The organism is Rathayibacter sp. VKM Ac-2803 (genome assembly GCF_009807175.1).
GTDB lineage: Bacteria > Actinomycetota > Actinomycetes > Actinomycetales > Microbacteriaceae > Rathayibacter.
This window is the reverse complement of record NZ_WUCD01000001.1, coordinates 2,562,280-2,589,181: the sequence shown is the minus strand read 5'-3', so window position 1 is coordinate 2,589,181 and position 26,902 is coordinate 2,562,280. Positions and strand designations below refer to the sequence as shown.

Genomic DNA, 26,902 nt, shown 5'->3' with positions numbered 1-26,902 from the left:
GTGAGCTATCCGCTGACCCCGCCCGCCCGCCGAGACTCCGCCTTCGGGCGCGGAGTGAGCGCGTCGCCGCGCTTCCCCGAGATCGAGGAGCGGGTCCTCGCGCACTGGAAGGCCGACGACACCTTCCAGGAGTCGATCCGCGCGCGCGAGGGCGCCCCCGAGTGGGTGTTCTACGACGGCCCGCCGTTCGCGAACGGCCTCCCGCACTACGGGCACCTGCTCACGGGCTACGCGAAGGACGTCTTCCCGCGCTTCCAGACGATGCGCGGCAAGCAGGTGCACCGCCGCTTCGGCTGGGACACCCACGGCCTGCCCGCCGAGCTCGAGGCGGAGCGGCAGCTCGGCATCACCGACAAGTCGCAGATCGAGGAGATGGGCGTCGCCGCCTTCAACGCCGCGGCGAAGGAGTCGGTGCTGCGCTACACGGGGGAGTGGCAGGACTACGTCACCCGCCAGGCACGCTGGGTCGACTTCGACGACGACTACAAGACGCTCGACCCCACCTTCATGGAATCGGTGATCTGGGCGTTCAAGCAGCTCTACGACAAGGGCCTCGCCTACGAGGGCTACCGGGTCCTGCCGTACTGCTGGCGCGACCAGACCCCGCTGTCGAACCACGAGCTGCGGATGGACGACGACGTCTACAAGATGCGTCAGGACCAGACGGTCACCGTCACCTTCCCGCTCGTCGGCGAGACGGCGGAGGCGCTGGGCCTGACCGCGGTGCGCGCGCTCGCGTGGACGACGACTCCGTGGACCCTCCCGACCAACCTGGCTCTCGCGGTCGGTCCCGACATCGAGTACGCGGTCGTTCCCGCCGGGCCGAACGGCGCCGCCGACGGCAAGGGCGAGCCGGAGGAGCGCGAGCTCGCCGCCGAGTACCTCCTCGCGATCGACCAGGTCGGCGCCTACGCGAAGGACCTGGGCTACGCCTCCGCCGAGGACGCCCTCGCCGCCGTCTCCCGCACGCACCGCGGCCGCGAGCTCGAGGGCGTCAGCTACGACCGGCTCTGGGACCACTACGCCGACACCGAGCTCTGGGGCACGCAGAACGCGTGGCGCATCCTCGTCGCCGACTACGTCACGACCAGCGAGGGCACGGGCATCGTGCACCAGGCTCCCGCCTACGGTGAGGACGACCAGAAGGTCTGCGAGGCGGCGGGCATCCCCGTCATCATCTCCGTCGACGACGGCGGCCGGTTCCTGCCGCAGATCGACGAGGTCGCCGGCCTCCAGGTCTTCGAGGCGAACAAGCCGCTGACGCAGCTCCTGCGCGCCGAGCACCGCCTGCTCCGCCAGGCGAGCTACGAGCACTCGTACCCGCACTGCTGGCGCTGCCGAAATCCGCTGATCTACAAGGCCGTCTCGAGCTGGTTCGTCCGCGTCACGGCGATCCGCGACCGGATGGAGGAGCTCAACCAGGAGATCACCTGGGTTCCCGGAAACGTCAAGGACGGCCAGTTCGGCAAGTGGCTCTCGGGCGCCCGCGACTGGTCGATCAGCCGCAACCGCTACTTCGGCTCGCCGATCCCCGTCTGGAAGAGCGACGACCCCGAGTACCCGCGCATCGACGTCTACGGCTCGCTGGACGAGCTCGAGCGCGACTTCGGCGTGCGCCCCGACGACCTGCACCGCCCGTTCATCGACGAGCTCACCCGGCCGAACCCGGACGACCCGACCGGCCGCTCGACCATGCGCCGGATCAGCGACGTCCTCGACGTCTGGTTCGACTCCGGGTCCATGCCGTTCGCGCAGGTGCACTACCCCTTCGAGAACGCCGACTGGTTCGACTCGCACAACCCGGCCGACTTCATCGTCGAGTACATCGGGCAGACGCGCGGCTGGTTCTACACGCTGCACGTGCTCTCGACCGCGCTGTTCGATCGGCCCGCGTTCCGCAATGTCGTCAGCCACGGCATCGTCCTCGGCAACGACGGCCAGAAGATGTCGAAGTCGCTGCGCAACTACCCCGATGTCGCCGAGGTGTTCGACCGCGACGGCTCCGACGCGATGCGCTGGTTCCTGATGTCGAGCCCGGTGCTGCGCGGAGGCAACCTCGTCGTCACCGAGGAGGGCATCCGCGAGGGCGTCCGCCAGGTGCTGCTGCCACTCTGGAACACCTGGTACTTCTTCTCGCTCTACGCCAACGCCTCCGGGCCCGAGGGCTACAGCGCGACCCGGCGCACCGACTCACGGGACGTGCTCGACCGCTACCTGCTCGCCAAGACGCACGACCTGATCGAGACCGTCACCGGTCACCTCGAGGCGCTCGACTCGACGCTCGCCGCGGCGGCGCTCCGCGACTTCGCCGACGTGCTCACCAACTGGTACGTGCGGCGCTCGCGCGACCGCTTCTGGCAGGGCGTCGACGACGAGGGTCGCGGATCCGAGGCCTTCGACACGCTGTACACGGTGCTCGAGACGGTGTGCCGCGTCGCCGCGCCTCTGCTCCCGCTGGTCTCCGAGGAGATCTGGCAGGGGCTCACCGGCGGCCGCAGCGTGCACCTGACCGACTGGCCCGACGCCTCCGAGTTCCCGGTCGACGAGACCCTCGTGCACGCGATGGACGCCGTGCGCGCCATCTCGTCCACCGCGCTCTCCCTGCGCAAGCAGGCCGGGCTGCGCGTCCGGCTCCCGCTCGCCCGCCTGACGGTGGTCGTGTCCGAGGCCGACGAGCTCGCCGCCTTCGAGGCGATCCTGCGCGACGAGCTGAACGTGAAGGAGGTCGTGCTCGTGCCGCTCGTCGACTCCAGCGCCGCCGACTACGGCGTCACCTCCCGCCTCTCGGTCAACGCCCGCGCCGCGGGACCGCGACTGGGCAAGGGCGTCCAGACCGTCATCAGGGCGGCGAAGGCCGGCGACTGGAGCGAGACCGACGGCGTCGTCACCGCGGGCGGTGTCGAGCTGGTCGAGGGCGAGTACGAGCTGACCCTCGAGGTCGGCGGTGCGGGCGAGGACCGCGCCATCGCGCTGCTTCCCCGCGGCGGGTTCGTGCTGCTCGACACGGCGACGACTCCCGAGCTCGAGGCCGAGGGGCTCGCCCGCGACCTCATCCGCGCGGTGCAGGACGCGCGCAAGGGCGCCGGTCTCGACGTCAGCGACCGCATCGTCCTCGAGGTGGTGCTCGACGAGCCGAGCCTCGCGGCGCTCGAGCCTCACGCCGTGTGGATCGCCGAGGAGACCCTCGCGACCGGCTTCGCCTTCGCTCCGCTCACCACGGCGCTCGAGGGCGGAGAGGGCGCTGTGGCGTTCGGCCCCGCGGGAACCGCCATCATCCGCATCGAGAAGGTCGAGGGCGCCGATGTCTGATCTCTTCGACGAGGAGGGCCGTCGCCAGGCGGCCGACGCCGTCTACGCGACCCTGCTCGAGCGCCTCGGCGAGGCGAGCGTCCGCCCTCGCCTCGCTCCCACGCGGCGCGCCGTCGAGATCCTCGGCGACCCGCAACGCGCGTACCCGGTCATCCAGATCGCCGGCACGAACGGCAAGACGTCGACCAGCCGCATGATCGAGAGCCTGCTGCGCGCCCACGGACTGCGCGTCGGGCTGTTCACCAGCCCGCACCTCGAGCGCTTCAACGAGCGGATCGTCATCGACGGCGAGCCGATCTCGGACGAGAGCCTCGTCGAGAACTGGAACGACGTCGAGCCATACATCCGGATGACCGACGCAGAGCTCGCCGAGCAGGGCGAGGCGCCGCTGTCGTTCTTCGAGGCGATCACCGTGCTCGCCTTCGCGGCCTTCGCCGACGCCCCGGTCGACGTCGCCGTCGTCGAGGTCGGCATGGGCGGCGAGTGGGACTCGACGAACGTCGCCGACGCGCAGGTCGCCGTCTTCACGCCGATCGCGCTCGACCACATGAACCGCCTCGGCTCCACGATCGAGGAGATCGCGCGCACCAAGTCCGGCATCGTGAAGCCGCTGGCCTCGGTCGTCTCGGCGAAGCAGACCCCCGAGGCGGAGGCGGTGCTGCGCGACGCGGCGTCCGTCACCGAGTCGTCGATCGTGTTCGAGGGCGCAGACTTCGACGTCGCCTCGACGACCGTGGCCGTCGGCGGCCAGCTCGTGTCCGTCCGCGGACTCGTCGCCTCGTACGAGCAGCTCCTGCTGCCGTTCTTCGGCGACCACCAGGCCGAGAACGCGGCGGTCGCGGTCGCCGCGGTCGAGACGTTCCTGGGCGGAGGCACGCAGCAGCTCACCGGCGACGTGCTCGACGAGGGCTTCGCCGCCGCCACCTCGCCCGGACGCCTGCAGCTCGTCGGCCTCTCGCCGCGCACGATCGTCGACGCCGCGCACAACCCGCACGGCGCCGCCTCCCTCACCGCCGCGCTCGGCCGCTACTTCGACTTCGACCGCGTGACGGCCGTCGTCGGCGTGCTGGCCGAGAAGGACGCGGAGGGGATCCTGCGGGCCCTGCTCCCGGTCGTCGACGAGCTGATCGTCACGACAGCGCCGAGCGACAGGGCGCTCCCCGCCGACGAGCTCGCGGCCCTCGCGCGCACCGTGTTCCCGGAGGAGGCGGTCCACGTCGCCGACGACCCGCACGGCGCGCTCACGGCCGGCCGCCTCCTCGCCGCGCGCACCGACAAGGGCGCGCTGATCGTGACGGGATCGATCACCCTCGTCGGCCGCACGATCACCGTCGCCCGCGACGAGAACTGGCTCGGCGCGTGAGAGCCGGGCGCCCGCGGCGCAGCAGGACGGTCCGGGAGAGCCTCGGATCGATCGTGCTCGGCTTCGAGGTCGTGATCGTGTTCCTGGCGACGCTCGTCGCCTTCGGGCTGAAGGCCGCCGACCCGGTCGTGGTGCTCGTCGGCGGAGGCGTGCTCTGCCTGGCGATGGTCGCGACCCTCGGCCTCCTGAACCGACCCGTAGGCTTCCGGATCGGCTGGGCGCTCCAGTTCGTTATCGTGGCCACGGGTCTGCTCGTCCCGATCATGTTCGTCATCGGAGCGGCGTTCGTCGCCCTGTGGACGTACTGCATGGTGACCGGCACCCGACTCGACGCCCAGGGACGCCCACCGGCCCCCGGGCCCACCGACCCCATCGAAGGAGACCGCTGAACCATGGCCATCCAGGAGACACTCGTCCTCGTCAAGCCCGACGGCGTCGCGCGCAACCTCACCGGCGAGATCCTCCGCCGCATCGAGGCGAAGGGCTACTCCCTCGTCGACATCAAGCTCGTCGAGGCCGATCGCGAGCTGCTCGCCGCACACTACGCGGAGCACGAGGGCAAGCCCTTCTACGAGCCCCTCGTCGAGTTCATGGAGAGCGGCCCCATCGTCGCCCTCCGCATCGCGGGCGACCGCGTCATCGAGGGCTTCCGCTCCCTCGCCGGCACCACCGACCCCACCACCGCCGCCCCCGGCACCATCCGCGGCGACCTCGGACGCGACTGGGGCCTCAAGGTCCAGCAGAACCTCGTCCATGGCTCGGACTCCGCCGAATCCGCGTCGAGAGAGCTCGCGCTCTGGTTCGGCTGAGTCCTCGCGTTTCGCGGTAATCCGCGAAACCGCGGTCGGCCTCCAGAGGCGGTTGCACTCTAAGGAGCGTCCTACCTTCGGCGACGGGAAAGCGCTCGGACGCGCTTTCCCGGATACGCCTTCCAGGTGGTCGCCGACTTCGCAGGCAGACCGCGCGGGCTGGTTGCCCACGGCTGTCCTGCTGGATCGAGTGACCAGGAGCTGTCGTACTCGAGTACCGACTACGACAGCTCCTGGCTTCTCGCGGGAGGCCGACCCGCGGGACGGGTCGCCGAACGGCCAGTCCTCGAAAGTTGTCGTACCCGCGTATCGACCGCGACAACTCTTGGCTGCTCGATCGCCGCATCAGTACTGGAGGCGTGCAGATCGCCGGCCCTCCTCGAGGCGTATCCGGGAAAGCGCGTCTCAGCGCTTTCCCGTCGTCGTTCCTAGGACGCTCTGCGGTCCGCGACCGCCTCGGGTAGCCGACTGCGGCATCGCGGATTATCGCGATGCGAACGTGCTGTCCTACCTCTGAGGCTCTGCCTCAGAGGTAGGACAGCACGTTCAGACGGAATTGCGCCAGCACCGCGATCGCCAGATAGCAGATCAGCGTGATGAACGGGATCCAGCCGTAGGCGGCGGCTGCGAACCGCCGCACCGGCTCCGGCACGGGGAAGACGCCCTCGCGGAGGTTGCGCAGCGTCACCAGCCAGAAGGCCGGGATCACCACGGCCCAGGTGAGCATGCACCACGGGCAGAGGGTGCCGAGGGCGAAGACGCTCGTCGCGATCAGCCAGCAGACGAAGCCGAGGGCGAAGACGAAGCCCAGGTTGAACAGCGCCCAGAACCAGCGGTCGAAGCGTGCACCGGCGAGCAGCCCCGCGCCGACCACGACCGGCGCGATCCACGCCGCGACTCCGATCAGCGGATTCGGGAACCCGAAGATCGCGCCCTGCGGCGAGTCCAGGTTGGCGCTGCACTGCACCAGCAGGCTGAAGTCGCAGCCGAGCCCGGCGGTCGGGTCGGTCAGCGCGGCGAACTTGTCGAGCGTGAGGGCGAACGCCGCCGTCCATCCGATCGCTCCGAGCACGATCAGCAGGACCGCGAATCCGATCGGTCGAGGGCTGCTCGGGGCGCGGGACTCCGCGTGATCGCTGGACACCGGGGGATTATGGCACGCGGCGGATCGGCGCCTCTGGGAATGCGTGCGATAATCGGATCCGTCGGTCGGCAAGACCCCGCACCGACGCGAAGAAGGTTTACCGGGCGAGTACCGGGCCACAGGAGATCGACAGCGTTCCGCGAATGGACGCGACGGATCAGCGTTCCACCGCGAGACGACCGACGGTCGCACCGCGGGGGAGCACGTGTCGGATAGTCAGTTCCGAGAGAAGCTGCACCCAGAGTCCGCGCCACGTGAGCGACGGAACCGGGGGAGCGGAAGGATTCGCGACGGGCCCCAGGCGGCCCGCTCGCACGAGAAGAGCACCCGGGTGAGAAGGCGCGGCGGACGACCCGGCCGAGGAGTGCACCAGCGATGGTGGAAGACAACAGCACGAGCGGTTCCGATCCGGACCGCGACGAGCCCCGCAGCGGGGCCAAGAAGATCAGCCGCCTCTTCGGTGGCCGTCGGGCCTCCCGACGGACCGACTCGAGCGCGCCAGCGACAGGGGGAACGATCATCGATACCGACGAGACCGACCAGACCGTGCAGGAGACCGTCGAGCCCGGCGTCGACGAGCCGTCGACGTCGACGGGCGCCGTGTTCTTCAACGCGCTCCCGCAGACGCCGATGGCGGAGGAGGAGCGGTCGGTCCGTCCGGCCCTCCCGAGCACGTCGCTGCTGTTCCAGGCGCCTGACCTGCCGGCGTACGTCGAGCTGACCCCGCTCCCTCCGCGCGGCGCCCCGCTCGACGTCCGCGAGGAGCGCGAGGCCCCCGCCGAGGAGCAGGGCTCGGTCCGCCGCCGCTCGCGCCGTCGCAGCGGAGAGAACGACCGGGGCGGCGTCGACGACCCCGAGAACACCGTCGTCCGCGTCCGGCAGCCGCGGGAGCAGAGGGAGCAGCGCGAGCCCGAGCTCATCACCGAGCCGCAGCGCATCAAGGGCTCCACGCGCCTCGAGGCCAAGAAACAGCGTCGCCGCGACGGCCGTGACGCCGGTCGTCGCCGCACCGTCGTCACCGAGTCCGAGTTCCTCGCTCGCCGCGAGGCCGTCGACCGCGTGATGGTCGTCCGCTCGCAGCAGGACAGCATCCGCATCGGCGTCCTCGAGGACGGCGTCCTCGCCGAGCACTACGTCGCCCGCTCGCAGGAGGCGTCGCTGATCGGCAACGTGTACCTCGGCCGGGTGCAGAACGTCCTCCCCAGCATGGAGGCCGCGTTCGTCGACATCGGCCGCGGCCGCAACGCCGTCCTCTACTCCGGCGAGGTCGACTGGGACGCCGCGAACAACGCCGGTGGCCCCCGACGCATCGAGCTCGCCCTGAAGCCCGGCGACCGCGTCCTCGTCCAGGTGACGAAGGACCCGATCGGCCACAAGGGAGCCCGGCTCACCAGCCAGATCTCGCTCCCGGGCCGCTACCTCGTCTACGTGCCCAACGGCTCGATGAACGGCATCTCGCGCAAGCTCCCCGACACCGAGCGAGCACGCCTGAAGAAGATCCTCAAGGAGGTCCTCCCCGAGAACGTCGGCGTCATCGTGCGCACGGCGGCCGAGGGCGCCACCGAGGAGCAGCTCACCGTCGACGTCGAGCGCCTCACCGCGCAGTGGACGGCGCTCAGCGAGAAGGCCGCGTCGGGCCAGGCTCCGGCACTCCTGCACAGCGAGCCCGACCTGCTCATCAAGATCGTGCGGGACGTCTTCAACGAGGACTTCGAGAAGATGGTCATCGCCGGCGACGACGCCCGCGAGACCATCGAGCTCTACCTCAGCCAGGTCGCCCCCGACCTGCTCGAGCGGGTCGAGGTCTACTCCGGCGAGGAGGACGCGTTCGACGCGTTCCGCATCACCGAGCAGATCGAGAAGGCGCTCGAGCGCAAGGTGTGGCTGCCCAGCGGCGGCTCTCTGGTCATCGACCGCACCGAGGCCATGACCGTCGTCGACGTCAACACGGGCAAGTTCGTCGGCTCGGGCGGCAACCTCGAGGAGACCGTCACCAAGAACAACCTCGAGGCGGCGGAGGAGATCGTCCGACAGCTGCGCCTGCGCGACATCGGCGGCATCATCGTGGTCGACTTCATCGACATGGTGCTCGAGTCCAACCGCGACCTCGTGCTGCGACGCCTCGTCGAGTGCCTCAGCCGCGACCGCACGAAGCACCAGGTCGCGGAGGTCACCTCGCTCGGACTCGTGCAGATGACCCGCAAGAAGCTGGGCCTGGGCCTGCTCGAGACGTTCAGCGAGAACTGCGAGGTCTGCGCCGGCCGCGGCGTCATCGTGCACCACGACCCGGTGCTGAAGCACCGCTCGACGCTCCCTCCCCAGCAGGAGCGCCGTCGTGGCGGCTCGAACGGCGACCAGGCACCGTCCCGGCGCTCGAACGGCAGCGGAGGCGCGCAGAACGGCTCGGCGCCCAAGGCCGTCAGCACCCACGCCATCACCGACGACGCCAAGAACGCCCTCGCGCAGATCGCCGCCAGCACGATCCACCCGCCGGCCGTCCGTCAGGCCGCCGAGGAGGCGGCTGCGCTCGTCGACGAGGCCGCCGAGGAGTCGACCCGCATCGAGGCACCCGAGGCCGTCGCCGAGGAGCAGTCGTCCGAGCGCGAGACCTCCTCCCGGCGGGGCGACCGCCCTGCGCGGGGTGAGCGTCGTCGTCGTGGCCGCGACCGCGAGCCGCGCCCCGAGACGGCCGATGCGCCGACCGAGGAGGCGAGCGCTCCGGCGCCCGTCGAGGCCGCCCCGGCGGTGCCGATCCTCGACATCCCGATCCCGCCCGCTCCGCCCGCGGTGGAGCGCCGCGTGCGCAGCGAGGTCGCCGAGCACCTGCTCGACTCCGTCCTCGACGCCCTCCCTGCGCCCAAGCAGCCCGGCCAGGGCCGGGCGAAGAGCCGCCGCGTGACGACGGCGGCCCTCACGGGCGTCGCGGTCATCCCGGAGCAGACCCCTCGGCGCGCAGAGCAGCAGTAGCCCGTCCTCCGATGGTCAGTGGGGCCCGGTGCCCGGCGAGAGCCGGCGCCGGGCCCTCTCCGTGTCGCGGTCCCGGCCCTTCACCCGCAGCCCGCTGTCGCGCAGCCGCACCACCAGCTCGCGGGCGGTCACCGCGACCGCGCCCGCCTCGAGGAGCTCCGCCCGGCGCTCCTCCGGGACGTCGTAGTGATCGAGGTCGAAGCTGCGCTCGGGGACCCCTGCGCGACGCGCGAACGCGTGCAGCTCGTCGAGGGAGGCGTCGCTGACGAGGTGCGCCCAGAGCCGGCCGTGCGCCGGCCAGCGCGCCGCGTCGAGGAGGATCGCCATCCGTCGATCGTAGGCGGCGTGCCGCGGCCGTCAGCCGCTCCTGCTCGACTAACGTGGCGGAGTCGTCGGTACAGGACGACGGGGTCGGTCGGTGCACTGCGCCTCCGGTGCCTCGTCGCCGTGGGTCGGGCGGTACCGGAGCGTTTGACCGGTGGCCCCGTATCCCGTACTCTTGACTGTTGGTGTGGCGCGATCCATGTGCTCACGCAGATTTCCGCTGTCGCTCGCCTCCTCCGGGACGGTGAGCCGCGGTACCGGTTCCCTCGCATCGTCCTCGAGGCGGGAACCGGAAGATCGGGGCTCCGCCCCGTCCCTACAAGCCCCGGATGGCGCACTCGCTCCGTCCAGACGAGAAACAGGTACGAGAAGTGGTTTACGCAGTTGTGCGCGCCGGCGGTCGGCAGGAGAAGGTCGAGATCGGCACCATCGTGACGATGGACCGCATCAAGGCCGGCAAGGGCAGCACCGTGCAGCTTCCTGCCGTGCTCCTCGTCGACGGAGAGTCGATCACCTCGGACGCCGCGTCCCTCGCGGGCGTCTCGGTCACCGCCGAGGTGCTCGAGGATCTCCGCGGTCCGAAGATCATCATCCAGAAGTTCAAGAACAAGACCGGCTACAAGAAGCGCCAGGGGCACCGTCAGGACCTCACGCGCGTCAAGGTCACGGGCATCAAGTAACCCTGCCGACGGGCTGATCCGGCCCTCCGGCACATCAGCTGACCTGCACCGCGAGCCATCGCCGCAGGGAATCAGCACGGGGCTGCGGCCCCCCGGTCTCGAGGAGATGAGAAATGGCACACAAGAAGGGCGCGAGCTCCACTCGCAACGGGCGCGACTCGAACGCGCAGCGTCTCGGCGTGAAGCGCTTCGGCGGTCAGGTCGTCAACGCGGGCGAGATCATCGTCCGCCAGCGCGGCACCCACTTCCACCCCGGCGCGAACGTCGGACGCGGTGGCGACGACACCCTGTTCGCCCTGTCGGCCGGTGCGGTCGAGTTCGGCACCAAGGGCGGCCGCAAGGTCGTCAACATCGTGGCGGCGGCCCTCTAGGTCCACCTCCAGGGTCAGACACCTCGGCCGGACAGGCTCAGGACGCAAGGGGCGGGCTTCGGCTCGCCCCTTGCGCGTTGTACCGCCCCGCACACCGGCATCCGGCACTCCGGAGCCTCCACTACACATCGGACGGAAATCTCACTCATGGTCACCTTCGTCGACAACGTCACGCTGCATCTGCGTGCCGGCCACGGCGGGAACGGCTGCGTCTCCGTCCGTCGCGAGAAGTTCAAACCGCTGGCCGGTCCCGACGGCGGCAACGGCGGTCACGGAGGCGACATCGTCCTCGTCGCCGACCCGCAGACCACCACGCTGCTCGCCTACCACCGCCACCCCCACCGCTCCTCCGACAACGGCGGCCCCGGCATGGGCGACCACCGCGCAGGCGGCAACGGCGAGCTCCTCGAGCTGCCCGTCCCGCTGGGCACCGTGGTCAAGTCGCCCGACGGCGAAGAGCTCATCGACATGGACGAGCCCGGGCTGCGCTACGTCATCGCTCCCGGAGGCCAGGGCGGCCTCGGCAACGCGTCGCTCGCGACCACCAAGCGCAAGGCCCCCGGATTCGCGCTGCTCGGCACCCCCGGCTGGGAGGGCGACGTCGTCCTCGAGCTGAAGACGGTCGCCGACGTCGCCCTGGTGGGCTTCCCCTCCGCCGGCAAGTCGAGCCTCGTCGCCGCCATCTCGGCCGCGAAGCCCAAGATCGCCGACTACCCCTTCACGACGCTCGCCCCCAACCTCGGCGTGGTCCAGGCGGGGGAGTCGCGCTACACCGTCGCCGACGTCCCCGGGCTGATCGAGGGCGCCAGCGAGGGCAAGGGCCTCGGTCTCGAGTTCCTCCGCCACGTCGAGCGCTGCACCGCCCTCGTGCACGTCCTCGACTGCGCCACCCTCGAGCCCGGCCGCGACCCGCTGACCGATCTCGACGTCATCCTCGGTGAGCTCGCCGCGTACCCGGTCGGCGACGGCCAGGTGCCGCTCGTGGAGCGCCCGCAGCTCATCGCGCTCAACAAGGTCGACGTCCCCGAGGCGAAGGAGCTCGCGGCCTTCGTCCGCGCCGATCTCGAGGCCCGCGGCTACCGCGTGTTCGAGATCTCCGCGGTCAGCCACGCCGGCCTCCGCCAGCTCACCTTCGCCCTCGGCGAGATCGTCGAGCAGCACCGCCTCGAGCTCGCAGCCGTGCCCAAGGTCGAGCGGATCACCATCCGCCCGCGCGCCGTCGACGAGAAGGACTTCGAGATCCGCGTCGAGGGCGGCTCCTACGGCAACATCTACCGAGTCCTCGGCACGAAGCCGGTGCGCTGGGTCGCCCAGACCGACTTCACCAACGACGAGGCGGTGGGCTTCCTCGCCGATCGTCTCGCGAAGCTGGGCGTCGAGAACGGCCTCTTCTCGGCGGGTGCCGTCGCCGGCTCCACCGTGGTCATCGGCCGCGGCGACGGAGTCGTCTTCGACTGGGAGCCCACGCTCACCTCGACCGCCGAGCTGATCACCGCCCCGCGCGGGACGGACATCCGCCTCGACGAGAACCAGCGCAAGACCCGCAACGAGCGCCGCGAGGACTACTTCGAGCGGATGGACGCCAAGGCGGCCGCCCGTGCCGACCTCGAGCGCGAGCGCCTCGGCGGCGTCTGGCGAGTCGCCGACGAGGGCGACCCCGTCGAGGACTGACCCGATCGGGCTCCTGCACGATCTGCAGGAGCCCGATCTCCGTCTCGGTGACGGTGCGATCTGCAGGCGATGGTGCGGTCTGCAGGCCACGGGGCCGAAATGCTCCCTCCTCCGCGCAGATTCCCCCGCATTCCGCGTCAGCTCCTGCAGATCGCATCTCCACCCGGCCCGGCTGCACCCCCGCCGCCCGCCCGCGCCACCGAATACACTGGCCGGATGCCGCAGACCACCCTCGAGCGCAGCGACGCACTGACCGAGCGGTTCGCCGCCTCCCGCACGGCCTCCCGCTCGCTTCGCAGCGCGACCACAGACCTCAAGAACCGCGCGCTCCTCGCGATCGCCGAGGCGGTCCGCGCCGGCGCCGCGCGCATCGTTCCCGCCAACGAGCTCGACCTCGCGAACGGTCGCGAGAACGGCATGAGCGCAGGCCTCCAGGACAGGCTCCGACTCGACGAGGCGCGCCTCGGCTCGCTCGCCGACGCCGTCCTCGCGGTCGCCGGCCTGGTCGATCCCGTCGGGCAGACCGTCCGCGGCTCCCTGCTGCCCAACGGCGCCTCGCTGACCCAGGTGCGGGTGCCCTTCGGCGTCGTCGGAGCGATCTACGAGGCCCGTCCGAACGTCACGATCGACATCGCGGCGCTCGCGCTCAAGAGCGGCAACGCCGTGATCCTCCGCGGTGGCAGCGCGGCAGAGAACACCAACCGCATCCTCGTGGAGCTGCTGCAGGAGGCCGTCGCCTCCGTCGGTCTCCCGGCCGAGCTGATCCAGACCGTCGACGACCACGGCCGCGAGGGCGCGAAGGCGCTGATGCGCGCGCGCGGCTACGTCGACGTCCTCGTGCCGCGGGGGAGCGCGGGCCTCATCGAGTCGGTGGTGACGGAGTCGACCGTGCCGGTCATCGAGACCGGTGCGGGAGTCGTCCACGTCTTCCTCGACGCGAGCGCCGACGAGCAGTGGGCCGTCGACATCGTGCACAACGCCAAGACCCAGCGCCCGAGCACCTGCAACGCGCTCGAGACCCTCCTCGTGCACCGCGACGCCGCCGCACGCCTCCTGCCGCCGGTGCTGGGTCGTCTCGCCGAGGCCGGAGTGACCGTGCACGGCGACGAGCGCGTCCGCGCGCTCTTCGCCGACGCCGTCGAGGCGACGGAGGAGGACTGGTCGGCCGAGTACTACTCGCTCGACATCGCGGTGGCGGTGGTCGACGACCTCGACGCCGCGATGGACCACATCGCGCGGTACTCGACGCACCACACCGAGTCGATCGTCACCGAGGACCTCCGCAGTGCCGAGCGGTTCCTCGCCGAGGTCGACTCCGCGGTCGTCATGGTGAACGCCTCGACGCGCTTCACCGACGGAGGCGAGTTCGGCTTCGGCGCCGAGGTCGGCATCTCGACCCAGAAGCTGCACGCCCGGGGCCCGATGGGTCTGCCCGAGCTGACGAGCACGAAGTGGCTCCTGCGCGGCGCCGGGCAGGTCCGCGCCTAGCTCCCGGCAGCGGCGGGCTAGACTCGACAAAGCCCCTCGGGGCGTCCCGACCCTCAAGGAGCACCGCATGTCCCTGGCGACGACCGTCCTCGCAGAAGCCTCCACGCACGTGGAGCTGCCGTTCCCGGCCATCGTCTTCGGCCTGATCGCGGCCGTGGCCTTCACGGCGCTCGGCTTCGTCACCTGGAGCTACCGCGACGTCGCGAACCGCCACTCGCACAAGACGGCGGGCTCCTCCCACGACCAGCACGGCCACGGCCACTAGTCCGGAGGCGCCGCGATCGTGACGTCCGCCGTCAGCGGAGACCCGCGACGTCCCCGCATCGGTGTGATGGGCGGCACGTTCGACCCGATCCACCACGGCCACCTGGTCGCCGCCTCCGAGGTGGCGCAGTCGTTCGACCTCGACGAGGTCGTCTTCGTGCCGACCGGGCAGCCCTGGCACAAGAAGACGGTGACCTCGGCCGAGCACCGCTACCTGATGACGGTCATCGCCACCGCCTCGAATCCCCGCTTCACCGTGAGCCGGGTCGACGTCGACCGGATCGGCACCACCTACACGATCGACACCCTGCGCGACATCCACGCCGCGCACCCCGATGCCGAGCTGTTCTTCATCACGGGAGCCGACGCGGTCGCGCAGATCCTCAGCTGGAAGGACTACGACGAGCTGTGGGAGCTGGCCCACTTCGTCGCGGTGAGCCGCCCGGGTCACGTGCTCAACGTTTCGGGTTTACCGGCCCAGGACGTATCCTTGTTGGAAATTCCGGCGCTAGCGATTTCCTCGACGGACTGTCGGAGCCGCGTGAACCGGGGTCATCCGGTCTGGTATCTGGTTCCCGATGGTGTCGTCCAGTACATCTCGAAGCACCACCTGTATCGGAGTACGTCATGACAGTTCAGCCCGAGGAGAAGCCGCTCACCCGGCGCGAGATCCGCGAGCGCGAGCGACGCGAGGCCGGTGCCGCTCCCGCCGCCGTGCCGACCACGTCCCGACGAGCCGCGACCGCCTCCGTGACGGCCGCCGGTGAGATGCCGGTGCTCACGCCGACGCAGACGATCCGCATCGACCCCGTCGCGCCGACCCCCGCGAGCGAGCCCGAGCTGCGCACGTCCTCGATCGACGTCGTCACGCCCGACGGTGAGCGCCCCCTCACGCGTCGCGAGCTCCGCGCCCTCCTGGCCCAGCAGCAGGCCGAGCAGGTCGCCGCGACACCCGTCGACGATCCCGCGCCGCTCGTCGCCGAGGGGGAGCCCGCGGAGCCTGACCGCGAGGAGGAGTCGGAGGTGTCGCGCGCCCTCGGCCGCGCCTCGACTCTGCCCGCCACCGGCGAGGTCGCCGTCGCCGAGCAGCCCAAGCTCAACACCGCCCTGTTCGCCACCGTCGGCGGATCCCTCGACATCGCCGACGAGAAGGCCACCGAGATCACCGGCAGCTTCCACCCGCCGATCGAGCACCTGGCCATCACCGACGAGCTCGACAGCAAGTCGAAGGAGGAGGTCGACGCCTCGTTCGACTCGCTCATCGCGAGCGGTGTGGCTTCGACCGGCGCGGTGACGACGACGAACGCGCTCATCCTGCCGACCTCGGGCGAGACGAAGGCCGACACCGGCGAGGTGCTCGTCACCGGATCGTTCGACCTCCCGCGCAGCCTCGGCTCGACCGGCCAGCACCCCAACCTCTACGACTCCCCGGACGTCGATCGCTATGTCGACCGCATCGACCGGGAGCAGCCCGCCGCCGACTCGGAGCCCGTGCGGGCCTCGAGCGCCGTCTCGACGCACGCCGCCGGCACGGCGATGATCGCGCCGCAGAAGCGCAGCGGGATCAGCACCCCCGTCGTGCTCGCCATCACGGCGGCCGTCCTCCTCGTGGCCTCGATCGCGCTGTTCATCGGCGGCTTCGTCCTCAACATCTTCTGACCCACCACCGACACTGAAGGCTTCATGACTGCGACCGACTCCGCCCGCGCACTGCTCCAGCTCGCGGCCACCGCCGCCGACTCCAAGGGCGGGGAGGATCTGGTCGCGCTCGACGTGTCCGGTCCGCTCCCGCTCGTCGACATCTTCTTCCTCGTCACCGGCCGCTCCGAGCGCAACGTCGTCGCGATCGCGAACGAGGTCGAGGACCGCCTGAACGACTCGGGCGCCAAGCTCCTGCGCCGCGAGGGCCGCGCCGAGGGCCGCTGGATCCTCCTCGACTTCGGCGACCTCGTCGTGCACGTCTTCCACGAGGAGGACCGCATGTACTACTCGCTCGAGCGCCTCTGGAAGGACTGCCCGACAGTCCCGTTCACTGTCGACGGCCCCGCGGTCGACAGCCCCCTCGCGGTCGACACCGCAGCGTCCTCGTCCTGACGAACACGCCCGGCGTCGGCACCCGATTTCTCCTCACGCATTTCGTGTTGTAGTTTATTCGAGTTGCTTCCGCCGGGCGGAGGAGCAGGCCCCACGGTCTGCATCTCCTGTTCGAGAAGCGCACCAAGGGTCCGTGGCGCAGCTGGTAGCGCACCTGCATGGCATGCAGGGGGTCAGGGGTTCGAATCCCCTCGGATCCACCAAAAGAGAAGAAGCCGCCTCAGGGCGGCTTCTTCTGGTTAACGCAGACGGTCCCAGCCGCCGCTCTGCACGAGGTCGACGGGCCGAAGAGGGGCCACGGCCGCCGCACGGCCCTCGGCCAGACTGTGACCATGCCGAACCCGACCGCCCCGCGCGGCCTCATCACCCAGTTCTCGATCGTCGACGCGCTGCTCGCGGGTCTGTTCGACGGAGTCGTCTCCCGGTCGGAGGCCGACCGCGCCGGAGACTTCGGTCTGGGCTGCGGCGACCACATGGACGGCGAGCTCGTCGTGCTCGACGGCGTCCACCGTCTGTTCCGGGGCGACGGCTCCGTCCGGGTCCTCGAGCCGGAGGACACGATCGCCTTCGCCGAGCTCGCCCGCTTCACGCCCAGCTCCTCGTCGACGCTCGACGGGATCGACTCGCTCGACGCCCTCCTGGGGGCGGTGCGGAGCGCCGTCCCGAGCCCGAACGTCTTCGTCGGCGTCCGCGTCCGGGGCCGCTTCGAGAGCCTGACTCTCCGACAGCCGATCGCCCAGATCAAGCCGTACCTCCGCCTCGCCGACGCGATGCACGACCAGCGAGAGATGCACCTGACCGCAGTCGAGGGAACCCTGGTCGGCTTCATCGGCCCGAAGCCCTTCCAGGGCATCAGCGTCGCGGGGCTCCACACGCACTTCGTCGACACGACCGGGGCGATCGGCGGCCACGTGCTGGCCGCCTCCGGAGTGCGTGGCGAGCTGGCCGTCGAGCAGTACGCCGGCATCACCGTCGTCCTGCCCGACTCCGACGACTACCTCGCCGCAGACCTCGACGAGGAGGCCTCCGCGGCCGACGCCGAGATCCGCGACGTCGAGTCGGATCACGCGCGCTGAGGCCGACCCCTACCCTGGTCTCATGACCAGCCTGCGCGACGTCCACGCCGTCATCGACCGACTCTGGCCCGAAAAGGCGGCGGAGGGGTGGGATGCTCCTGGCCTCGTCACCGGAGACCCCGACGCCTCCGTCGAGCGGATCCTGCTCACCGTCGACGTCGTCTCCGACACCGTCGCCGAGGCGATCGCCGGAGGTCACCAGCTGCTGATCGCGCACCACCCGCTGCTCCTGCGCGGAGTGACCTCGATCGCCGAGGACGGCTACAAGGGCCGCCTGCTCGCCGATCTGATCCGGGGCGGCTGCGCCCTCGTCTCCGCGCACACGAACGCGGACATCGTCGCCGACGGCGTCTCCGACGTCATCGCGACGCGGCTCGGGCTCACCGGCACCACCCCGATCGTCCCCGGAGCGGACCCGTCCGTCGGTCTCGGCCGCGTCGGCGACCTCCCGGAGGAAGTGACGCTGGGTCGCCTCGCCCGCGCCGTCGCCGATCTGCTGCCCGCCACCGCCGGGGGAGTGCGCGTCGCCGGAGGCTACGACGCGCCCGTCCGTCGCGTCTCGCTCTGCGGAGGCGCGGGGGACTCACTGCTCGGGGAGCCCGCCGTCCGGACCAGCGATGTCTACGTGACCGCCGACCTGCGGCACCACCCGGCGTCGGAGGCGCGCGAGAAGGCCCTGCACGGCACCGGCCCCGCCCTCATCGACGTCTCGCACTGGGCCAGCGAATGGCTGTGGCTCGAGGTGGCGGCGTCGGAGCTGCGGGAGGCCCTGCCCACCGTCTCCGTCGCCGTCAGCGAGACCCGCACCGACCCCTGGGATTTCGCGATCGTCCACTAGCCGCCGGTCGGCACGGGAGAATGGACGCGGCACGCCACCCTTGCATGCCGGGAACGAGGACCGCGACGTGAAAGCCAGCCCCGCAGACCAGCGCGAGCTCCTGACCCTGCAGAGTCTCGACACGCGAGGCGCCCAGCTGCGCCACGCGATCGCGACCCTGCCGCAGATCGCGAAGATCCAGGCGATGCAGGCTCGCGACGCTCAGACCCGCCGGACCCTCGCCGAGCACGTGGGCCGGGTCGAGGACGTCCGCACCGAGCTCGGCCGCATCGAGTCCGACGTCACCGTCGTCGAGAAGCGCCTCGCCCGCGACCGCGAGCGACTGCAGACCGCGTCGTCCTCGAAGGACATCGCCGCGCTCGAGGGCGAGATCACCTCCCTGGTCAAGCGCCGCGGCGACCTGGAGGACATCGAGCTCACCCTCATGGAGCGCATCGAGGGCATCGAGGCCGAGGTCGCCGCCGCTCAGGCCGAGCGCGACGAGGTCGTCGCCGCCCTGCAGACGCTCGCCGAGGAACGCGACGCGCAGGCCGCGAAGCTGGCCGACAAGCAGGAGGCGCTCGCCCGCGACCGCGCCTCCCTCGTCGCCACCCTCCCCGAGGACCTCGTCGAGCTCTACGAGAAGCAGCGCGCCCGCTACGGCATGGGCGCCGCCCTGCTCCGCGGCAAGGTCTCCGAGGGCAGCGGCGTGGCCCTCACCGAGTCCGACCTCTCCTGGATCCGCGCCTCGGCCCCCGACGACGTCGTGCTCTGCCCCGACAGCCAGTGCATCCTCGTGCGCGGCGACGAGTCGACTCTGGCCTGACCGGAGCCGTACACTGGGTCCGCGAACGGGCCGGCAAGACGGTCGCGTCGCCGGAGCGAGAGCCCCGGCGCCGAGGAACGTCCGGGCTCCGCAGAGCAGGGCGGTGGGTAACACCCACCCGGGGCGACCCGCGAGACAGTGCCACAGAAAGCAGACCGCCACGGGCTCACGCCCGCGGTAAGGGTGAAACGGTGGTGTAAGAGACCACCAGGGGCCGGAGTGATCCGGCTCGCTCGGTAAACCTCGCCCGGAGCAAGGTCAGACAGAGGACGATGCGGCTGCTCGTCGGGTCCTCGGGTAGACCGCTGGAGGGTCACGGCAACGTGACTCCGAGAGAGATGGCCGTCCAGCGCCCGCCGAGAGGCGCGGCGTGAACAGAACCCGGCGTAACAGCCGACCCCTTCGCCCACAGAAGCCCGTTGCGCATTCGCGCAGCGGGCTTCTGTGCGCTTCGGGGCCGGCTGCGTCTTCTTCCGCGGCGGTCCCCGCCCGCCGCGGCGCGGTCGGCCCTTTCAGATGGTCGCGTTCCGCAGAGCGTCGTGCGTCCGGCTCCGGCAAAACGCTGACACGCGTTTTCCCGACTCGCCTCGGCCGTGCTGCCGCACGATCGCCCTTGCACCGCTGAGAAGGGCGTCGGGTGGGTGTGCAGAATGGCTCGGCTGCGCCGTCGACTCCCTGCGGGCGGCGCTCAGGAGGATCGGGCTGAGAGCAGCGCCTCACGGGGGAGCGGACCACGCGGTCTCGTAGCCCGCTGATCGAGTAGCCCGCGCAGCGGGCGTATCGAGATCCACCAGCTTCAGAAGACAGGAACGAAAGGCTGATCTGCTGGCGCGGGTGGGTCTCGATACGCCGCTCCGGGGCTACTCGACCAGCAGGGACGGCAGCGCCAGGGGTCGTCTCCCTCAGCTTCGAGCCGCGAAGCAGCCCCGCCCAGCGAGCTGACCTTCAGACCAGCCACCCTCCGCGAGGCGAACAGGCGAAACGCGTGTCAGCGTTTCGTCGTAGCCGGACGCGGGACGCTCTGCGGATCGCAACCACCTGACCGAGCCGACCGCGCCGCGGCGGGCGGGGACCGCCGCGGTATGAGAACAGCCGAACAGGCGAAACGCGTGTCAGCGTTTCGTCGTAGCCGGACGCGGGACGCTCTGCGGATCGCAACCACCTGACCGAGCCGACCGCGCCGCGGCGGGCGGGGACCGCCGCGGTATGAGAACAGCCGAACAGGCGAAACGCGTGTCAGCGTTTCGTCGTAGCCGGACGCAGGACGCTCCATGGAGCGCTACCGACTGATCGAGTCGACTGCGGCTGCGGCAGGCGGGGACCACCGCAGCGAACGGCTCAGCGTCGCACGCCGCCGCCCGCGAGGGCCGCGGCGCCGAGGATGCCGGCGTTGTTGCGGAGGGTGGCGGGGACGATGGGGGTGCGGAGGTCGAGGAGGGGGAGGAACTCCTCGTGGTGCTTCGAGACGCCTCCGCCGACGATGATCAGGTCGGGCCAGAGCAGGGCCTCGAGGTGGGAGTAGTAGCGCTGGAGGCGCTTCGCCCAGTGCTTGTAGTCGAGGTCGTCGCGCTCCTTCGCGGCGAACGACGCCTTCTTCTCGTAGTCGCCGCCGTGGATCTCGAGGTGGCCGAGCTCGGCGTTGGGGATGAGGACACCGTCGTAGATCTGCGCGGTGCCGATGCCGGTGCCGAGGGTGGTCATGAGGACCAGACCTTTCTTGTCCTTCGCGGCGCCGAACCGCGACTCCGCGTAGCCGGCGGCGTCGGCGTCGTTGACGAAGAAGATGTCGCGGCCGATCGCGTCCTCGAACAGCTTCTCGGCCTCGAGGCCGATCCACTCGTCCGAGACGTTCGCCGCCGACATCGTCCGGCCGTGCACCACAGCGGCGGGGAAGCAGATCCCGACCGGCGTCCCGGGGGCGGCGCCGGGGATCGTTGCGAGGATCTGCTGCACCGTCGCGACGATGTCCTTCGGGCGCCCGCCCTCGGGCGTCGGGACCTTCATCCGGTCACTGAGGAGCGTCCCCTCCGCGAGGTCGACGAGCGCCCCCTTGATGCCGGTCCCCCCGATGTCGATTCCGATGGCGGTCGTCGCAGCAGTCATAGGGGTCATGCTAGCGAAGCGGGACCGGTCGGAACGGGGGCGGGACCCGCGGCCGCGGTGCCGCGTAGGATCGGCCGCATGTCTGACGGTGATGCGAACTCCTGGTGGTACAACCTCAAGTCCGGCGCGGTGGAGCAGGGGTTCGTGTCCCCCTCCGTCGACCGTGTGGGGCCCTTCTCGTCTCGGCAGGAGGCGGAGCACGCGCTCGAGAAGCTGCACGAGAACAGCCGCAAGTGGGCCGAGGAGGACGCGGCCGAGGACCGCTGAGCTCTACTCGTAGCTGTGCTCGGGTGCGGGGTACGCGCCCGACTCGACGTCGTCGCGGTAGGCCGTGACGGCTCCGGTCAGCACCCCGCGGAGGTCGGCGTACTGCTTGACGAAGCGGGGGACGCGGCCGGTCGTGAAGCCGGCGAAGTCGGTCCAGACGAGCAGCTGCCCGTCGACGTGCGGGCCGGCGCCGACGCCGATGGTCGGGATGCGCAGCTCCTCGGTCACCTGGCGGGCGGCGTCGCTGGGGACCATCTCGAGCACGACGGCGAACGCTCCCGCCTCCTGCACGGCCCGCGCGTCGGCGAGGAGCTGCTCGAGTCCGTCGCCACGGCCCTGGACGATGTGGCCGCCGAGCCCGTGCTCGCTCTGCGGAGTGAAGCCGATGTGGGCCATCACCGGGATGCCGGCGTCGACGATCCGCCGGATCTGCTCGGAGGAGCGCACTCCGCCCTCGAGCTTCACGGCGTGCGCGTGCGTCTCCTTCATGAAGCGGAACGCGGTGTGCAGCGCGTCGTCGGGGCCCGACTCGTAGGAGCCGAACGGCATGTCGGCGACGACGAAGGCGCGCTCCACCGCCCCGGCGACGGCTCGTGCGAAGGGGATCAGCTCGTCGACGGTGACGGGCAGCGTGGTGTCGTAGCCCAGCACGTTGTTGCCGGCGGAGTCGCCCACGAGCAGGAAGTCGATGCCCGCCTCGTCGAAGATGCGGGCGGTCAGCTGGTCGTAGCTCGTCAGTCCGGTGATCCGCACCCCCGAGTCCTTCGCGTTCTGGAAGTGGCGGGTTCGAACGCGTTTCACGGGCTGCGCTGACATGGCAGCAAGTCTAGGTGCGGACCGGCGCGCGAGCAGGGGGAGCCCTCCGCCGCACCCGGCGCGGAGCCACTAGCCTTAGGGGCGAAACAGGAAGGGCCTTGATGGACAAGCAACGGGACTTCGTTCTTCGCACGATCGAAGAGCGAGGGATCAAATTCGTTCGCCTCTGGTTCACCGACGTCGTCGGCACGCTCAAGTCGGTCGCCATCGCGCCGGCCGAGGTCGAGGGCGCTTTCGCCGAGGGCCTCGGCTTCGACGGCTCCGCGATCGAGGGCCTCACCCGCTCCTTCGAGGCCGACGTCCTGGCGCACCCGGATCCGTCGACCTTCCAGATCCTCCCGTGGCGCGGCGAGATCGACCCGACCGCGCGGATGTTCTGCGACATCACGACTCCCGACGGGCAGCCCGCGGTCGCCGACCCGCGCAACGTGCTCAAGCGCACCCTCGCGAAGGCCGCCGAGCGCGGGTTCACGTTCTACACGCACCCCGAGATCGAGTTCTACCTGCTCAAGTCGTCGACGTTCGGCGCCGAGGGTCCCGAGCCCGTCGACTCGGCCGGCTACTTCGACAACGTCCCCGGGGGCACGGCGCACGACTTCCGTCGCCGCTCGGTCCGCATGCTCGAGGACCTCGGCATCTCGGTCGAGTTCAGCCACCACGAGGCGGGCCCCGGTCAGAACGAGATCGACCTCCGCTACGCGGACGCGCTCACCACGGCCGACAACATCATGACCTTCCGCACGGTCATCAAGGAGGTGGCGATCGAGCAGGGCGTCTACGCGACCTTCATGCCCAAGCCCCTCTCCGGTCACCCCGGTTCGGGCATGCACACCCACCTCTCGCTCTTCGAGGGCGACGTCAACGTGTTCTACGAGCAGGGCGCGGAGTACCAGCTCTCGAAGCTCGGCCGCCAGTTCATCGCCGGTCTGCTCAGGCACGCTCCCGAGATCACCGCGGTGACGAACCAGTTCGTCAACTCGTACAAGCGCCTCTGGGGCGGCGACGAGGCACCGAGCTACGTCTCGTGGGGCCACAACAACCGCTCCGCGCTCGTGCGGGTGCCGCTGTACAAGCCGAACAAGGGCCAGTCCTCCCGCATCGAGTACCGCGCTCTCGACTCCGCGGCGAACCCCTACCTCGCGTACTCGCTGCTGCTGGCGGCGGGCCTCAAGGGCATCGAGGAGGGCTACGAGCTCCCCGCCGAGGCCGAGGACAACGTCTGGTCGCTGTCCGACGCCGAGCGCCGCGCCCTCGGGTACAGTCCGCTCCCGGCGAGCCTCGACCGCGCCATCTCGCTGATGGAGGAGTCGGAGCTCGTCGCCGAGACGCTGGGCGAGCAGGTGTTCAACTTCGTGCTGCTGAACAAGCGCAAGGACTGGGCCGAGTACCGCGCCCAGGTGACGCCGTACGAGCTGCGCAGCAACCTCGAGATGCTCTGACCCACTCCCCACCATGGCTCGCGAACGCACTCTCAGCGACTTCGCGCGCCTCGGATTCGCCGAGCTCGGCGAGACCGGGGCGCGCCTCGCCGAGGCCGAGGAGCTCGCCGGCCGGTCGCTCGACTCGATCGATCCCGCGTTCGCCGGGGTCGCCGATCCCGACGCGGCGCTGCGCGCTCTGATCGACCTGCTCCGGAGTCACCGCGAGCAGATGAGCGTCGTCCTCGCCGACGACGACGCCCTCACGCGACTGCTGCTGGTCCTCGGCGCGTCCTCCGGCCTCGCCGACTTCCTGCACCGCCGCCCCGCTGAGCTCGCGGGCCTCCTCGACCCCGTCATCACGCTGCCGGGCCGGTCAGAGCTTCGGAGCGAGCTGCTGGACTCGGTCGGCGCGGTCGACGGATTCGCGACACTGCGTGAGGAGGAGGGCTGGACGGCCCTGCGCATCCGCTACCGCCGCCTGCTGACCCGCATCGTCGTGCACGACCTGAGCCAGGCCGATCCGGTCGCCGCGATCGACCGGGTCTCCCGCACGCTCGCCGACCTCGCAGGCGCGGCGCTCGAGGCGTCGCTCGCCGTCGCCCGGACCGACCTCGTCGACGGATCCGGGCCAGGCAGGTTCTCCCGCCAGGAGGTCGAGGCGACGCGCTTCGCCGTCATCGGGATGGGGAAGGCCGGCGCCTCCGAGCTGAACTACGTGAGCGACGTCGACGTCATCTTCGTGGCCGAGGGCGACCCCGAGCGCGAGCTGTCGAACGCGCGCGCGATCGACATCGCGACTCGCATGGCCGTGCTCCTGATGCGAGGGACCTCCGCTCTCGCCCTCGAGCCCGAGCTGTGGGAGGTCGACCCCAACCTCCGGCCCGAGGGCAAGCAGGGCGCCCTCGTCCGCACGCTCGAATCGCACGTCACCTACTACGACCGGTGGGCGAAGAGCTGGGAGTTCCAGGCCCTGCTGAAGGCCCGCCCGCTCGCCGGCGACCCCGAGCTCGGCCGGGCCTACGTCGAGGCCGTCGCACCGAAGGTCTGGTCGAGCGCGTCGCGCGAGAACTTCGTCGAGTCGGTCCAGCGGATGCGCGAGCGCGTCACCGAGAACATCCCCCAGAACGACGTCCACTACCAGGTCAAGCTCGGGCCCGGCGGGCTGCGCGACATCGAGTTCACGGTGCAGCTGCTCCAGCTGGTGCACGGGCAGACCGACGACGCCATCCACATGCCGGGCACGCTGCTCGCCCTCGGCGCCCTCGCCGACCGGGGCTACATCGGCCGGGCGGCGGCCGACGAGTTCGCGAAGGACTACCGCGCGCTCCGTCTGCTGGAGCACCGCCTCCAGCTGCGGCGCCTGCGACGCACGCACCTCATGCCCCGCGACGAGCACGAGCTGCGGACCCTCGCGCGCTCGAGCGGTCTCGCGCGGAGCGCCGAGGAGCTCCTCGTCGTCTGGAACGGCATCAAGCACCGCGTGCGCGGCCTGCACGAGCGGCTGTTCTACCGGCCGCTGCTGTCGGCGGTCGCCGCGCTCTCGGACGGCGGAGCAGAGCTCTCGACCGGGCAGGCGGAGGCGCGTCTGGCGGCCATCGGGTTCACCGACGCGCGGGGGGCGCTCGGCCACATCGCGGCGATGACCTCCGGAGTGTCGCGCCGCGCGAGCATCCAGCGGCACCTGGTCCCGGTGATGCTGCAGTGGTTCGCCGACGGCGCCGACCCCGACTACGGCCTCCTCGCGTTCCGGCGCCTCAGCGACACCCTCGGCGGAACGCCCTGGTTCCTGCGGATGCTGCGCGACTCCTCCGGGGCGGCGAAGCGCCTGACGACGGTGCTCGCGGGCTCGCGCTTCGTCGGCGAGCTGCTCGACCGCATCCCGGAGGCGGCGGCCTGGCTCGAGGACGACGACGCCCTCCGACCCCGTAGCGCCGCGGCCCTCGCGGAGGAGGTGCGCGCCGTCCTGCTGAGACACGACACTCCGGAGACGGTGGCGGCGGTCCTCCGCGCGATGCGCCGCCGCGAGGTCCTCCGGACCGCCATGGGCGGCGTGCTGGGGCTCAGCACGATCGAGGAGATCGCCTGCAGCCTCACCGACATCATCTCGGCCCTGCTGAACGGCGTCCTCGCCGCCGTCCGCCGGTCGAGCACCGCCCGACCCGGCTCCGACGCCGAGTTCGCGGTCATCGGGATGGGGCGCTACGGGGGAGCGGAGCTCGGCTTCGGATCGGACGCCGACGTCATGTACGTCCAGCGGCCAGGGGCGGGGGAGCCCCGGGCCGCCCAGCTGTACGCGCAGTTCCTGGTCGCCGAGCTGGTGCGGCTCACCGAGGACTCCCGGCTCCCGCTCGACCTCGATGCCGATCTCCGCCCCGAGGGCAAGAACGGTCTGCTGGTCCGCTCGCTCGACTCGTACCGCGCCTACTACGCCCGCTGGTCGCTGACGTGGGAGGCGCAGGCACTCCTGCGGGCCAGGGGCGTCGCAGGCGACGCGACGCTCATCGCCGACTTCGAGGCCCTCGCCGACGAGGTCCGCTACCCGGCCGCGATCCCCGACCGCGACGTGCGCGAGGTCAAGCGGATCAAGGCGCGCGTCGAGAAGGAGCGCCTGCCCCAGGGTGCCGACCCGCTCCGCCACCTCAAGCTCGGCCGCGGCTCCCTGAGCGACGTGGAGTGGCTCGTGCAGCTCCTGCAGCTGCAGCACGCCCGCTCGGTGCCAGCGCTCCGGACGACGTCGACCCTCACGGCCCTCGCCGTGGCGGAGGAGGCGGAGCTGGTGACCCCTGTGGACGCGGAGCGCCTGCGCGCGGCCTGGCTGTTCGCCTCCCGGGTGCGCTCGGCGATGACCCTGTGGACGAACCGCACGAGCGACGTCCTCCCGACCGACCGCCGGCAGCTCGACGGTGTCGCCCGCCTGCTCGAGTACCCGGCCGGCTCGGCGACGCAGCTCGAGGACGACTACCTCGGCATCACGCGTCGCGCCCGCGCGGTCTTCGAGCGGCGCTTCTACGGCCCGGTCGAGGGCGAGGCCCCCTCCTACCGCTGACCGGGAGCCATCGAGCGCACGGTGCCCGGGAACGACGGAGGGCCGC

General features: G+C 70.9%; 23 protein-coding genes, 1 tRNA gene and 1 other RNA gene. 21 read left to right on the top strand and 4 right to left on the bottom strand.

Translation table 11 applies throughout. From position 1 onward, the window contains the following. Genes ileS through ndk form a run of 4 tightly spaced genes read left to right on the top strand, consistent with a single transcriptional unit; the run spans position 1 to position 5,481 of the window. Positions 1–3,309, top strand: a complete 3,309-nt coding sequence (ileS, locus tag GRS96_RS12010; protein WP_159853772.1) for an isoleucine--tRNA ligase — start codon at positions 1–3, stop codon at positions 3,307–3,309. Continuing rightward, the gene (locus GRS96_RS12005) at positions 3,302–4,672 is read left to right on the top strand and encodes a bifunctional folylpolyglutamate synthase/dihydrofolate synthase (protein ID WP_159988553.1); all 1,371 of its coding nucleotides are present in this window, start codon (positions 3,302–3,304) and stop codon (positions 4,670–4,672) included. The genes ileS and GRS96_RS12005 overlap by 8 nt, the downstream gene beginning before the upstream one ends. Before the next feature lie 53 nt (positions 4,673–4,725). Next, positions 4,726–5,061: a DUF4233 domain-containing protein gene (locus GRS96_RS12000; protein ID WP_235021817.1), complete on the top strand. Its 336-nt coding sequence runs from the start codon at positions 4,726–4,728 to the stop codon at positions 5,059–5,061. Between the two features lie 3 nt (positions 5,062–5,064). After that, the gene (gene ndk, locus GRS96_RS11995) at positions 5,065–5,481 is read left to right on the top strand and encodes a nucleoside-diphosphate kinase (protein ID WP_159853770.1); all 417 of its coding nucleotides are present in this window, start codon (positions 5,065–5,067) and stop codon (positions 5,479–5,481) included. Between the two features lie 526 nt (positions 5,482–6,007). Here the strand turns inward: ndk and GRS96_RS11990 are convergent. Next, the gene (locus GRS96_RS11990) at positions 6,008–6,625 is read right to left on the bottom strand and encodes a vitamin K epoxide reductase family protein (RefSeq protein ID WP_159988552.1); all 618 of its coding nucleotides are present in this window, start codon (positions 6,623–6,625) and stop codon (positions 6,008–6,010) included. Between the two features lie 375 nt (positions 6,626–7,000). Here GRS96_RS11990 and GRS96_RS11985 point away from each other — a divergent pair, with 375 nt between their 5' ends. After that, on the top strand, positions 7,001–9,592 hold the full coding sequence (locus tag GRS96_RS11985; protein ID WP_159853767.1) for an Rne/Rng family ribonuclease: 2,592 nt from the start codon (positions 7,001–7,003) through the stop codon (positions 9,590–9,592). Positions 9,593–9,607: 15 nt separating this feature from the next. Here GRS96_RS11985 and GRS96_RS11980 read toward each other — a convergent pair whose 3' ends face one another. Continuing rightward, the gene (locus tag GRS96_RS11980) at positions 9,608–9,919 is read right to left on the bottom strand and encodes a DUF4031 domain-containing protein (RefSeq protein ID WP_159853765.1); all 312 of its coding nucleotides are present in this window, start codon (positions 9,917–9,919) and stop codon (positions 9,608–9,610) included. Between the two features lie 368 nt (positions 9,920–10,287). Between GRS96_RS11980 and rplU the strand changes: the two genes are divergently transcribed. From rplU to rnpB, 13 genes are all read left to right on the top strand, one after another. Then, positions 10,288–10,596 (top strand): 50S ribosomal protein L21, encoded by a 309-nt coding sequence (rplU, locus tag GRS96_RS11975; protein WP_159853763.1) that lies wholly within the window; start codon positions 10,288–10,290, stop codon positions 10,594–10,596. A 113-nt stretch (positions 10,597–10,709) separates the two neighbouring features. Then, positions 10,710–10,967 carry a 50S ribosomal protein L27 gene (rpmA, locus tag GRS96_RS11970; protein WP_056043871.1) on the top strand — a complete coding sequence of 86 codons (258 nt, stop codon included), beginning with the start codon at positions 10,710–10,712 and terminating at the stop codon, positions 10,965–10,967. A 147-nt stretch (positions 10,968–11,114) separates the two neighbouring features. Next, on the top strand, positions 11,115–12,638 hold the full coding sequence (gene obgE, locus GRS96_RS11965) for a GTPase ObgE (protein ID WP_159853761.1): 1,524 nt from the start codon (positions 11,115–11,117) through the stop codon (positions 12,636–12,638). Between the two features lie 216 nt (positions 12,639–12,854). Further along, the gene (locus tag GRS96_RS11960; protein ID WP_159988551.1) at positions 12,855–14,126 is read left to right on the top strand and encodes a glutamate-5-semialdehyde dehydrogenase; all 1,272 of its coding nucleotides are present in this window, start codon (positions 12,855–12,857) and stop codon (positions 14,124–14,126) included. Positions 14,127–14,193: 67 nt separating this feature from the next. Beyond that, the gene (locus tag GRS96_RS11955; RefSeq protein WP_159853757.1) at positions 14,194–14,391 is read left to right on the top strand and encodes a hypothetical protein; all 198 of its coding nucleotides are present in this window, start codon (positions 14,194–14,196) and stop codon (positions 14,389–14,391) included. Between the two features lie 18 nt (positions 14,392–14,409). Further along, positions 14,410–15,021, top strand: coding sequence for a nicotinate-nucleotide adenylyltransferase (nadD, locus tag GRS96_RS11950; RefSeq protein WP_159853755.1), 612 nt, complete (start codon positions 14,410–14,412; stop codon positions 15,019–15,021). Then, entirely contained in the window at positions 15,018–16,049 is a 1,032-nt protein-coding gene (locus GRS96_RS11945) for a hypothetical protein (RefSeq protein WP_159853753.1), read from the top strand. The genes nadD and GRS96_RS11945 overlap by 4 nt, the downstream gene beginning before the upstream one ends. A 24-nt stretch (positions 16,050–16,073) precedes the next feature. Then, entirely contained in the window at positions 16,074–16,484 is a 411-nt protein-coding gene (gene rsfS, locus GRS96_RS11940) for a ribosome silencing factor (RefSeq protein ID WP_159853751.1), read from the top strand. A gap of 127 nt (positions 16,485–16,611) precedes the next feature. Then, positions 16,612–16,687: transfer RNA gene (locus tag GRS96_RS11935), tRNA-Ala, on the top strand. A gap of 129 nt (positions 16,688–16,816) precedes the next feature. Beyond that, positions 16,817–17,560 carry an acetolactate decarboxylase gene (locus GRS96_RS11930; RefSeq protein ID WP_159988550.1) on the top strand — a complete coding sequence of 248 codons (744 nt, stop codon included), beginning with the start codon at positions 16,817–16,819 and terminating at the stop codon, positions 17,558–17,560. A gap of 22 nt (positions 17,561–17,582) precedes the next feature. Further along, positions 17,583–18,398 (top strand): Nif3-like dinuclear metal center hexameric protein, encoded by an 816-nt coding sequence (locus tag GRS96_RS11925; protein ID WP_159988549.1) that lies wholly within the window; start codon positions 17,583–17,585, stop codon positions 18,396–18,398. Between the two features lie 67 nt (positions 18,399–18,465). After that, entirely contained in the window at positions 18,466–19,203 is a 738-nt protein-coding gene (locus GRS96_RS11920; protein WP_159988548.1) for a zinc ribbon domain-containing protein, read from the top strand. A 26-nt stretch (positions 19,204–19,229) separates the two neighbouring features. Further along, positions 19,230–19,608: RNase P RNA component class A (gene rnpB / locus GRS96_RS11915), an RNA gene on the top strand. A gap of 933 nt (positions 19,609–20,541) precedes the next feature. On the opposite strand, the gene ppgK is transcribed toward rnpB, so the two are convergent. Next, entirely contained in the window at positions 20,542–21,306 is a 765-nt protein-coding gene (gene ppgK / locus GRS96_RS11910) for a polyphosphate--glucose phosphotransferase (RefSeq protein ID WP_159853743.1), read from the bottom strand. A 78-nt stretch (positions 21,307–21,384) separates the two neighbouring features. Here ppgK and GRS96_RS11905 point away from each other — a divergent pair, with 78 nt between their 5' ends. After that, the gene (locus GRS96_RS11905) at positions 21,385–21,573 is read left to right on the top strand and encodes an SPOR domain-containing protein (RefSeq protein WP_159853741.1); all 189 of its coding nucleotides are present in this window, start codon (positions 21,385–21,387) and stop codon (positions 21,571–21,573) included. A gap of 3 nt (positions 21,574–21,576) precedes the next feature. On the opposite strand, the gene panB is transcribed toward GRS96_RS11905, so the two are convergent. Beyond that, complete coding sequence (gene panB, locus GRS96_RS11900) at positions 21,577–22,389, bottom strand: 3-methyl-2-oxobutanoate hydroxymethyltransferase (protein ID WP_159853739.1); 813 nt, start codon at positions 22,387–22,389, stop codon at positions 21,577–21,579. A gap of 101 nt (positions 22,390–22,490) precedes the next feature. On the opposite strand from panB, the gene GRS96_RS11895 reads away from it, so the two are divergent. Together GRS96_RS11895 and GRS96_RS11890 are read left to right on the top strand one after the other, a co-directional pair. Further along, complete coding sequence (locus tag GRS96_RS11895) at positions 22,491–23,828, top strand: glutamine synthetase family protein (protein ID WP_159988547.1); 1,338 nt, start codon at positions 22,491–22,493, stop codon at positions 23,826–23,828. A 13-nt stretch (positions 23,829–23,841) separates the two neighbouring features. Further along, the gene (locus GRS96_RS11890; protein ID WP_159988546.1) at positions 23,842–26,856 is read left to right on the top strand and encodes a bifunctional [glutamine synthetase] adenylyltransferase/[glutamine synthetase]-adenylyl-L-tyrosine phosphorylase; all 3,015 of its coding nucleotides are present in this window, start codon (positions 23,842–23,844) and stop codon (positions 26,854–26,856) included. The last annotated feature ends 46 nt before the right edge of the window (positions 26,857–26,902 follow it).

Coding starts and splice junctions, on each gene's coding strand:
- GRS96_RS12005 (WP_159988553.1), top strand. CDS start 3,302: ATGTCTGATCTCTTCGACGAGGAGGGCCGTCGCCAGGCGGCCGACGCC.
- ndk (WP_159853770.1), top strand. CDS start 5,065: ATGGCCATCCAGGAGACACTCGTCCTCGTCAAGCCCGACGGCGTCGCG.
- GRS96_RS11985 (WP_159853767.1), top strand. CDS start 7,001: ATGGTGGAAGACAACAGCACGAGCGGTTCCGATCCGGACCGCGACGAG.
- GRS96_RS11980 (WP_159853765.1), bottom strand. CDS start 9,919: ATGGCGATCCTCCTCGACGCGGCGCGCTGGCCGGCGCACGGCCGGCTC.
- rpmA (WP_056043871.1), top strand. CDS start 10,710: ATGGCACACAAGAAGGGCGCGAGCTCCACTCGCAACGGGCGCGACTCG.
- obgE (WP_159853761.1), top strand. CDS start 11,115: ATGGTCACCTTCGTCGACAACGTCACGCTGCATCTGCGTGCCGGCCAC.
- GRS96_RS11960 (WP_159988551.1), top strand. CDS start 12,855: ATGCCGCAGACCACCCTCGAGCGCAGCGACGCACTGACCGAGCGGTTC.
- GRS96_RS11955 (WP_159853757.1), top strand. CDS start 14,194: ATGTCCCTGGCGACGACCGTCCTCGCAGAAGCCTCCACGCACGTGGAG.
- GRS96_RS11945 (WP_159853753.1), top strand. CDS start 15,018: ATGACAGTTCAGCCCGAGGAGAAGCCGCTCACCCGGCGCGAGATCCGC.
- rsfS (WP_159853751.1), top strand. CDS start 16,074: ATGACTGCGACCGACTCCGCCCGCGCACTGCTCCAGCTCGCGGCCACC.
- GRS96_RS11930 (WP_159988550.1), top strand. CDS start 16,817: ATGCCGAACCCGACCGCCCCGCGCGGCCTCATCACCCAGTTCTCGATC.
- GRS96_RS11925 (WP_159988549.1), top strand. CDS start 17,583: ATGACCAGCCTGCGCGACGTCCACGCCGTCATCGACCGACTCTGGCCC.
- ppgK (WP_159853743.1), bottom strand. CDS start 21,306: ATGACTGCTGCGACGACCGCCATCGGAATCGACATCGGGGGGACCGGC.
- GRS96_RS11905 (WP_159853741.1), top strand. CDS start 21,385: ATGTCTGACGGTGATGCGAACTCCTGGTGGTACAACCTCAAGTCCGGC.
- panB (WP_159853739.1), bottom strand. CDS start 22,389: ATGTCAGCGCAGCCCGTGAAACGCGTTCGAACCCGCCACTTCCAGAAC.
- GRS96_RS11895 (WP_159988547.1), top strand. CDS start 22,491: ATGGACAAGCAACGGGACTTCGTTCTTCGCACGATCGAAGAGCGAGGG.
- GRS96_RS11890 (WP_159988546.1), top strand. CDS start 23,842: ATGGCTCGCGAACGCACTCTCAGCGACTTCGCGCGCCTCGGATTCGCC.